Below are 8,233 nucleotides of genomic sequence, written 5' to 3'. Positions count from 1 at the left end.
CCTGGTTGAACTCGAACCTGGCGGATTGCGCGAGGTGCACTGGCACCCTAACGGAGACGAGTGGCTCTACGTCATCGAGGGACAGGCGCGCATGGGTGTGTTTGCCGGCCAGGGGCAGGCGCGCACATTTGATCTGCAGGCCGGTGACGTTGGTTACGTCCCGGTGGCGATGGGCCACTATCTCGAGAATACCGGCTCGACCAACTTTCGATTTCTCGAGACGTTCAAGAGTGACCGCTTTATCGACTTCTCTCTCGATACCTGGATGGCGGCAACACCGCCGGGACTGGTGCAAGCCCATCTCAAACTCGATCCGAAGGTGATGAGCGCGCTGCGCACGAACAAGGCTCTGGTCGTGCCGGAATAACCGCCCAAGTCGGAGTGAATCGCGGCGCACTCGTCCGGCGCCCGGTGGGCAGGCCGCTGGCGGACCGCCGGCAAGATTGCGCCATCTCCGGCTGCAGAAGGAGAACGCCATGAATGTTCTGACCTGGGCCGCCCTGCGTTGGTGGTCGCCGGATCCGCCTTAGCATCAAACGGTCAGGCCGAAACGGGCACCCAAGCGTCAGTGGCATCCTCAGTTTGCAGAGACAAGCTTTAGTCCAATCACGCCGGCCACAATCAAAGCAATGCAAAGTATCCGCGCCGGCGACGCAGAGTCGCCCAGCACTGCGATACCCAGAACGGCGGTACCCGCGGCACCGATACCGGTCCAGACCGCGTACCCCGTTCCTACGGGAAGTGTGCGGAGCGCCAGCGAGAGAAGAAAGATACTCGACAAACCGGTGGCAGCCGTAAACAGCGCGGGTATCAGCAGCGTGAAGCCTGCGGACCACTTCATGCCGAAGGCGAATCCGATCTCGAGAAGGCCGGCGGAGGCCAATATCATCCATGCCATGTGGGTCAATCCATTCGCTGGTCACCGGGCGTTACGGCCGGGCCGCTTGTGAGGGGCTGGACGCGCATGGAGGATTCCATGCGCGACATGCTTGCTGATGGGCGCCTCAAGCCTTACTGGCGGCAGCGGGAATCGAGCGGAACGAAATTCCCAGTCGATTGAAAGCGCTCATCAAGCCGATGGCATAGGTGAGGTCAGCGAGTTCCTTGTCGCTGAATTCGCCGGCGGCGGCCTCGTAGTCGGCATCGGGAACGCCGGTTTCGGCCACCCTCGTCACAGTTTCGGTCCAGGCCAGCGCAGAGCGTTCGCGCTCACTAAAGACTTCCCCCGCGTCTCGCCACACAGGCACCAGCACGAGCTTGTCCGCGGCGACACCAGACTTGAGCAGGTCGCGGGAGTGCATATCGATGCAGTAGGCACAGCCGTTGATCTGCGAAACCCGCAGATACACGAGATCGACAAGTTGCTTTGAAAGGCCGCTTTTTTGAAGATAGACGTAGACCCCTCCAAAAGCCTTGAAGCCTTCCGGTGAAGCCTTGGCGTAATCGATGCGCTTGTTCATGATCGAATCCTCATCTGGTTGAAGGATTCCATCGTTTCGCATCTTGGCCTATTCAAGAAGGACCATGATAGGCGTTTGTAGCTGGGCCATGATTTCCATAATCCAGCAGATCACGCTCGAACTTCAGTCACATCAATCCCAAGATGCGCCGTCCGAAATTTTCGGCCATGCGCCGCGAGGCGATATTCGTGAAGTTCAAAAGAAGGGCGGAAGCCCCATCATTGCGCCTCGTCCAATCCGTAAGTGCCTCCGCGTACAGGCCTTGTTCCCGCATGCTCGCAGCGAGCCGGCGATCTGAACGGTTGCCTCGCAGACGCAAGATCAGGTGCATGCCCCCCGGCTGTAGATCTATTCGCACATTTTTTCCCAGCACGCTTTCCAGCCCTGCCGCGGTTGCCGCGCGGCGCTCGGCATAGAGCCTCCGCATCCGCTGGATATGGCGCGCAAAATGTCCTTCGGCGATGAATGAAGTGACGATGGTTTGCGTAAGCCCCGGAGAGCCGGTTGAAAGGCTTTCGGTGACCTCCTCAAACCGCTCGACCTGCGCTTCCGGCACGACGAGATAGGCCAGCCGCATGCCTGGAAAAAGTACCTTGCTGAAGGTACCCGCATAGAGCACCCGCCCGTCACGATCGAGGCTTTTCAATGCAGGGAGGGGGCGGCTGACATAGCGGTATTCGCCATCGTAGTCGTCTTCGATGATCCATGCCTTGTTTCGCGCGGCCCAGTCCAACAACGCCAGACGCCGGGGTAACGACAGGGACATGCAGAGCGGGCTCTGATGCGCAGGCGTGTCCACCGCTGCGCGCGCCCGGGGCGCGAACTTGACGGCATCGGAAACGACCATGCCTTCCGCATCGACCGGCACCGAGATGCCTTCGATCTGCATATATTCGAAAATTTCTCGCGTGGGCGGATATCCCGGGTCTTCGAGCCAGACGCGATCGCCCGCCTTCAGCAGGGCATGACCGATCAGTTCCACGGTTTGGCGGTATCCCGAGGTAACGAACACCTGAGACGGCGAGCAGTTGATCCCACGCGAGACCTGGAGATATCTCGCGATTTCAGCACGCAGCGAAGGCAAGCCGGACACAGGGGGATGGATCATATCGGAAGGCTGCATGGCCCGCGCACTACGCGCGCCAAGGCGCGCCCAGATCTTCCGGGGAAACGCATCCAGGGCGGGCAAACCCATCTGGAATGGCAGGATGGAATCCGGACGAAAACTGACTGCATCCATCCGGGGATCCGCTCGCGGCGTCGGGTTCGCAATGGATATTCGCGGCGTAAGGTCTGGGCTTACAATGGTTCCTGCCTGCCCGCGCGCCTCGACATACCCTTCAGCGGCCAGCAAGGAATAAGCCGTGTCGATGGTACCTCTGGCCAGCCCCAATTCCTTGGTCAACGCCCGTGCCGACGGAATGCGGTCACCAGGCTTCAACATTCCAGTGGCGATAGCGTCGCGAAACCGATCGTAAATCTGCCGGTAGAACGGTGCTGCCGCCTTCGGATCAAGCGGCGGGAGCTTTCGGGGATTCGCGGCAGGCATGGCCCGATCCGATCTTTCGATGAACAAAAAACCCACTATGCCATAACGGTTCGGATTGGTCTCCACTCCTCGCACGCTGCAGCGGTCGAGCCTGCGCCGGCAAATCATGGACCAGTCGCAAAGCTCATTCATGGTCCTTGGATGCAGGCCGAAATTGCTCTTTGCTGATGATCAGAGTTCGGACAGCAGCGATTGGAAAGCAGATGACGAAAATACTGCATTTGACTTGCAGCCCCCGCGGGCAAGCCTCGGAGAGTTACAGGCTATCTCAGAAAATCGTCGGCTACTTGCTGGATAGCGAGCCGACGGCAACCGTCATAATCCGACCGATCAGCGGCGTCCCCGATATCGATGAAAGCTACGCAACTGCTCTTGGCGCGACCGAGCGATCGTACCTGGAAATGTTTGTCGAGGGTTCCATGTCCCGGTCCGAAGAACTGATCCAGGAACTGGAGAGCGCGGACTTCGTCGTCATCGCAACTCCGATGCACAACTTCACCGTGCCTGCCGCTCTCAAAGCGTGGATAGATCACGTCGTTCGAGTCCGTCGAACGTTCGACGTGACTGCCCAAGGAAAACTGGGGGCGTTGCGCGACCGCCCGGTTTTTGTCTCAGTGTCCTCGGGCGGACGATTTTCCGGCGATCGCGCGCATCAGCCCGATTTTCTCACGCCGTATCTAAAAGCTATCCTCGGTACTATCGGGCTGCATGATTTGACGTTCTTCTCCGTCGAAGGATCGGCCCTTGGTCCTGATGCATTGGTCGCAGCCCGAACCAAAGCGGATCAGGCAGTGCAGAGGTTCTTCCTCCGTTTCGCGCGCCATTCAACGGGGGCGTTTCAGCAAGCTGTATGAACGGGCAACGGCACCTCGCGGGATTCCCTACCAGCGAGACCAATACAGCGCCCGGGAAGCTGAGGTACTTGCCTCCTCAATTGCGCAAGCAAAACTTCCCCCAAACATCAGAGCCTCGCTAAGAACGGAGATTGGCTTAACTGAGATCACGCAAGAGACCTTTTGCTCGCTTAAGGTCGGCGGTGTCGAGACCTTCGGTAAACCGGTCGTAAATCGGTTGCAGCAGCGCCTTCGCTTCAGCCGGTCGGTCCTGATCGCGAAACAACTGTCCCAAGCTTGTGGCGGCGCGTAGTTCCCAGGACAGAGCGCCCTGCAGGCTCGCCCACTTCATCGCCCGGAAAAACTGATCCTCGGCCGTTGCCGCAGCGCCGGGTGCACCTTGCAACAGCAGCAGTTCGCCCTTGATGCGCAGCAGCTCGGCGATGCTCAAGCGTTCTTCGGTCTCCTCTGCGCGCGCGATCGCATCGTGTACCACCGAAAGTCCTTCGCCCACTTGCCCGACGCGCCCCAAGCCTTCCGCCATCTCACCAACGAACAGGAAATAGCGATGCGATGCGTTGACTTCGTCGCCGAGTTCGTCGATGCCTGACCGCAGCAGCGGCAATCCGCCGGGGGTATCTCCGCGCTTGATCGCAAGCAGTCCTTGATGGCTGCGGGCAAAGGCAACATAGCGCATCAGCGAATGCCTGGTCGAAAGGTCGATCAGCCTTGCCACGTAATGGTCTGCGACATCCATATGGCCGCTCCACAGCGCGATCGGGCATGCTGCGTTGGCGACGATGTAGCACACCGAGTTGACGTGTCTGCTGGCAGATGCCTCATGCAGGTATGTTTCGGTGACGTGCATTGCGCGATCCGGAAATCCCTGCAGCCATAGGGTCCGGCCCAGAAAGGCGCCGGCGGTCACCCGCTGGTTGCTCCGGAAACGGCTGATCCGCGACTTTTGGACTGGAGGAACATAGTGCGCGAGCATGCGTTCGAGGTGATACCGCGCGCTCGCTTGATCGCCGAGGCATTGCTGCGAGATGCCGATCAATCGCTCACCGATCAGCCGATCGTTGGAATTTGACCGGCTTGCCGCAAGGGCGCTGAATCGTTGCGCGGCGGTCAAGGAGGCGCGAAGGCGGCCGGCAACCCGGTGAAAGAACCACAGGCCTAGCAGCGACCGCAATTGGTGCTCGACATCGTCAAGCCTCTCTGCAAGCTCCAGCGCCTTTGTCCAGGCTTCGCCGAGCGCGGGAATTTTCGCGTCGGTGACAAATATCAGGGTCGTACCGAGCGCGGTATGCAGCTTCATCTCGAGGCGCGCGTCGCCATTGACGGCAGCCCCAAGGGCGGCGATCGCCCGCTCCACGCGGCCGCGGCATTCCTCCAGCAACGACGAATGGACGCATAGGGGCACTGCGGCCGCGGTCAGCCCCGCGCCAATCTGCACGTCACCGCTGGGTGAAAAGGCCCAACCCAGCGCCGCGCGCAGGTTGTCGATGTGCCGTCCATAGTCGCCCATCCAGTCGACCGTGGGGCGCATCTCCAGCTCCGCTTCAGCCCGCTCGAACAAGTCCCGGTAATATTCGGCATGGCGACGTGCGAGCCGTTCCCGCTCCCCGCTCTCGCCGAGCTTTTCGAGGGCATACGTATGGGTCGTATCCAATAAGCGGTAGCGCGCCGTGGTGGCATCGATTTCCGCCACAACCAGCGACTTCGAAACCAGGCTGGAAATTCCATCGACCACGTCCGGCAAAGCGATCCCGGCGCCCGTTACCACCGCGCAGATCGCCTCCAGGTCGATGGCACCGGCGAAGACCGCGAGCCGGCGGAGGAGCACCAACTCAGGCTCAGTCAGTAGCTCGTAGCTCCAATCGAAGGTCGCCCGCAGAGTTTGGTGCCGCGGCAGCGCCGTCCGCCCTCCGGTCAGCAGCTGAAAGCGATCGTCAAGGTGAGCGGCGAGTTCTTCGACACCGAGTGCCGTGACACGTGCCGCCGCCATTTCAATCGCGAGCGGTATGCCATCAAGACGCCGGCAGATCGCCGCGATCGTCTTTGCCTGATAGCCATCCAGAACCGCCCCTGCCTCGGTTGCTCGTGCACGTTCGATGAATAGTCTGACGGCGCCGTATTCCAGGAGATCGTCCGCGTCCTCCGTCGGAATCGAGAGCGGCTGCACCCAGTAGACCTGCTCCCCCTCGGCCCGGAGCGGCTCGCGGCTGGTTGCGATGATCTGAGCCGAGGATCCGGCTCGCAGCACGCCCTCAGCCATCCTCGCCGCGGCGTCGATCACATGCTCGCAGGTGTCCAACACCACCAACAAGCGCCGCGCTGCCAGTGCCAGCGCCACGCGCTGCGTCGAAATTTCACCTCCGCCGAACTTGAGTCCGATCGCGGCAGCGAGCGCTATGGGAACCAGACTGGGATCAGCGAGCGGCGAGAACTCGGCCAGCCACACGCCCTCTGGAAAATGCGGCAGCAGTTCACGGGCGACCGCGAGCGCGAGCCGTGTCTTGCCGATGCCCCCCGCCCCGGTCAGGGTGACGAGCCGGCCGGCACGGACAAGCTTCGAGATTTCCTCGACCTCGGCGGTGCGGCCGATCAACGCTGAAACCGGCTGCGGCAGGTTGGTCGACGCTAATGGCTGCGCCGACGCACTTTCCTTTAGGTAGAGTGGATGTCCCGGTCCGGTTGCTGGCCGCATGGTCCAGATGCCGCGCAGGTGATAGCCGCGGCCGGACACCGTCTGCAACAACTCGCGATCGGCGCCAAGCGCCTTGCGAATGGCGGATATATGAATCTGGAGCGTGTTTTCTTCGACCGTCGCAACCGGCCACACCCGATCTATAAGATCGCGCTTGGTGACAAGCTCGCCACCCGACTGAACCAGAATCTCCAGAATCTCGAATGCGCGGTTCCCGATCGGAACGGAAACACCTCGGGACCGCAGCTCACGCTGGGTAAGATCGATCTCCCACCCGTTCGACTCATAGACGGCTCGTAGGCCTTGCTCCACCATCACGGCCTGCCCCGTCGGTTGAGTAATCCTAAGAAACTCTCAGCATCAGATCAGGGAACCGCTCCAGGAAAGCAGCTTAAACGTTGATCTGGGCAGTGGGCAAGCGCCGTCGAACTATCCGCTTAACGCGCGGCATATCAATGGCTTGATACCCAGCATCTGCTTGGGTGATCTTCTGAGCAAGATTAGCATAACAGCATCAATGGCGGGCAAGCGATTGATGCAAGGCCCTAGTAAGATCACTCTCGAGCCCAGCGGCGCGCTGTTGCGCAGGCTTCGCGGTGTCGCTGCGCCCAAATGTAAACGGGAGAGCGAACATGATCTCTGCGGCATTTCCCTATAAGAAGCAGCGGCGGCGGGTCCTCGGCCGCGAGATGGCGTATGTGGAGGTGGGAAAGGGCGACCCCATCGTACTGCTGCACGGCAATCCCACTTCGTCGTATCTCTGGCGCAATGTGTTGCCGCACCTGAAGCCGCTGGGTCGCTGCATCGCCCCCGACCTGATCGGCATGGGCGATTCCGACAAGCTGCCTGACAGCGGTCCCAACTCGTATCGCTTCGTCGAGCACCGCCGCTATCTCGACGCCCTGCTCGAGTCCCTGGACGTGCGCGAACGGGTCACCCTCGTCATCCATGACTGGGGTTCGGCGCTCGGCTTCGACTGGGCCAACCGCCACCGCGAGGCAGTGAAGGGTATCGCGTACATGGAGGCGATCATGGGGCCGCAATACTGGGACCACTGGGACAAGTTCGAAATGCGTCACGCCTTGCAAGGGCTGCGTTCCGAGAAAGGCGAGGAAATGGTCTTGCGAGACAATTTCTTCATCGAGAAGATCCTGCCGGGAGCCATCCTTCGCAAAATGTCCGACGAGGATATGGCGGAGTACCGACGGCCCTTCGCCGAGCCCGGCGAGGGCCGGCGTCCGACGCTGACGTGGCCCAGGCAAATCCCCATCGAGGGCGAGCCCGCCGACGTGACTGCGATCGTGACCGCCTACGCCGACTGGCTTAAGACGAGCCATATACCCAAGTTGTTCCTGAGGGCGGAGCCCGGTGGGATCCTCGCCCATGGCCCGGTTCTCGATTTGGCCCGCAGCCTCCCGGCACAGACCGAGGTGACGATCTCGGGACTCCATTTTGTCCGGGAAGATTCGCCGGACGAGATCGGACGGGCCGTCGCCGGCTGGATGGAGGCGTTGGGCTGATGGCGGCCATGCAGGGCTGCGATGTCAGGATCATCAAGGCTCACTCTGAGTTCTTCGCATTTTGACCCTGGCTGTGTGAAAAGCCACGAGTCGGTTACGATTCCTCCGTTTCCTGATGGGGGATATGGATGGGACGCTTCGTTGAAGGCGCGGACAGATCC

The 8,233-nt window shown here is 60.9% G+C and carries 7 protein-coding genes; 3 read left to right on the top strand and 4 right to left on the bottom strand.

Annotated elements, in window-relative coordinates:
• A partial coding sequence (locus CT676_RS42370) for a cupin domain-containing protein (protein WP_135217214.1) occupies window positions 1-367 on the top strand: 367 nt, incomplete at its 5' end.
• 210 nt (window positions 368-577) lie between these two features.
• Here CT676_RS42370 and CT676_RS42365 read toward each other — a convergent pair.
• The 3 genes from CT676_RS42365 to CT676_RS42355 form a co-directional block, all read right to left on the bottom strand.
• Window positions 578-898, bottom strand: coding sequence for an SMR family transporter (locus tag CT676_RS42365; RefSeq protein WP_085401694.1), 321 nt, complete (start codon window positions 896-898; stop codon window positions 578-580).
• A 106-nt stretch (window positions 899-1,004) separates the two neighbouring features.
• The gene (locus tag CT676_RS42360; protein ID WP_063984223.1) at window positions 1,005-1,460 is read right to left on the bottom strand and encodes a carboxymuconolactone decarboxylase family protein; all 456 of its coding nucleotides are present in this window, start codon (window positions 1,458-1,460) and stop codon (window positions 1,005-1,007) included.
• Window positions 1,461-1,587: 127 nt separating this feature from the next.
• Entirely contained in the window at window positions 1,588-3,009 is a 1,422-nt protein-coding gene (locus CT676_RS42355; protein WP_135217213.1) for a PLP-dependent aminotransferase family protein, read from the bottom strand.
• Window positions 3,010-3,212: 203 nt separating this feature from the next.
• Between CT676_RS42355 and CT676_RS42350 the strand changes: the two genes are divergently transcribed.
• Window positions 3,213-3,863, top strand: a complete 651-nt coding sequence (locus tag CT676_RS42350) for an NAD(P)H-dependent oxidoreductase (protein ID WP_135217212.1) — start codon at window positions 3,213-3,215, stop codon at window positions 3,861-3,863.
• Between the two features lie 136 nt (window positions 3,864-3,999).
• Here the strand turns inward: CT676_RS42350 and CT676_RS42345 are convergent, their stop codons facing one another.
• Window positions 4,000-6,867: a winged helix-turn-helix domain-containing protein gene (locus CT676_RS42345; protein ID WP_135217211.1), complete on the bottom strand. Its 2,868-nt coding sequence runs from the start codon at window positions 6,865-6,867 to the stop codon at window positions 4,000-4,002.
• 317 nt (window positions 6,868-7,184) lie between these two features.
• Here CT676_RS42345 and CT676_RS42340 point away from each other — a divergent pair, with 317 nt between their 5' ends.
• Complete coding sequence (locus CT676_RS42340) at window positions 7,185-8,072, top strand: haloalkane dehalogenase (protein WP_135217210.1); 888 nt, start codon at window positions 7,185-7,187, stop codon at window positions 8,070-8,072.
• The last annotated feature ends 161 nt before the right edge of the window (window positions 8,073-8,233 follow it).

The organism is Bradyrhizobium sp. MOS001 (genome assembly GCF_004634465.1).
GTDB lineage: Bacteria > Pseudomonadota > Alphaproteobacteria > Rhizobiales > Xanthobacteraceae > Bradyrhizobium > Bradyrhizobium barranii.
This window is presented reverse-complemented; position numbering and strand designations above follow the sequence as displayed.

Excerpts from the sequence above, each read along its gene's own strand:
- CT676_RS42345 (WP_135217211.1), bottom strand. The coding sequence starts at position 6,867 with ATGGTGGAGCAAGGCCTACGAGCCGTCTATGAGTCGAACGGGTGGGAG.
- CT676_RS42355 (WP_135217213.1), bottom strand. The coding sequence starts at position 3,009 with ATGCCTGCCGCGAATCCCCGAAAGCTCCCGCCGCTTGATCCGAAGGCG.
- CT676_RS42360 (WP_063984223.1), bottom strand. The coding sequence starts at position 1,460 with ATGAACAAGCGCATCGATTACGCCAAGGCTTCACCGGAAGGCTTCAAG.
- CT676_RS42340 (WP_135217210.1), top strand. The coding sequence starts at position 7,185 with ATGATCTCTGCGGCATTTCCCTATAAGAAGCAGCGGCGGCGGGTCCTC.
- CT676_RS42365 (WP_085401694.1), bottom strand. The coding sequence starts at position 898 with ATGGCATGGATGATATTGGCCTCCGCCGGCCTTCTCGAGATCGGATTC.
- CT676_RS42350 (WP_135217212.1), top strand. The coding sequence starts at position 3,213 with ATGACGAAAATACTGCATTTGACTTGCAGCCCCCGCGGGCAAGCCTCG.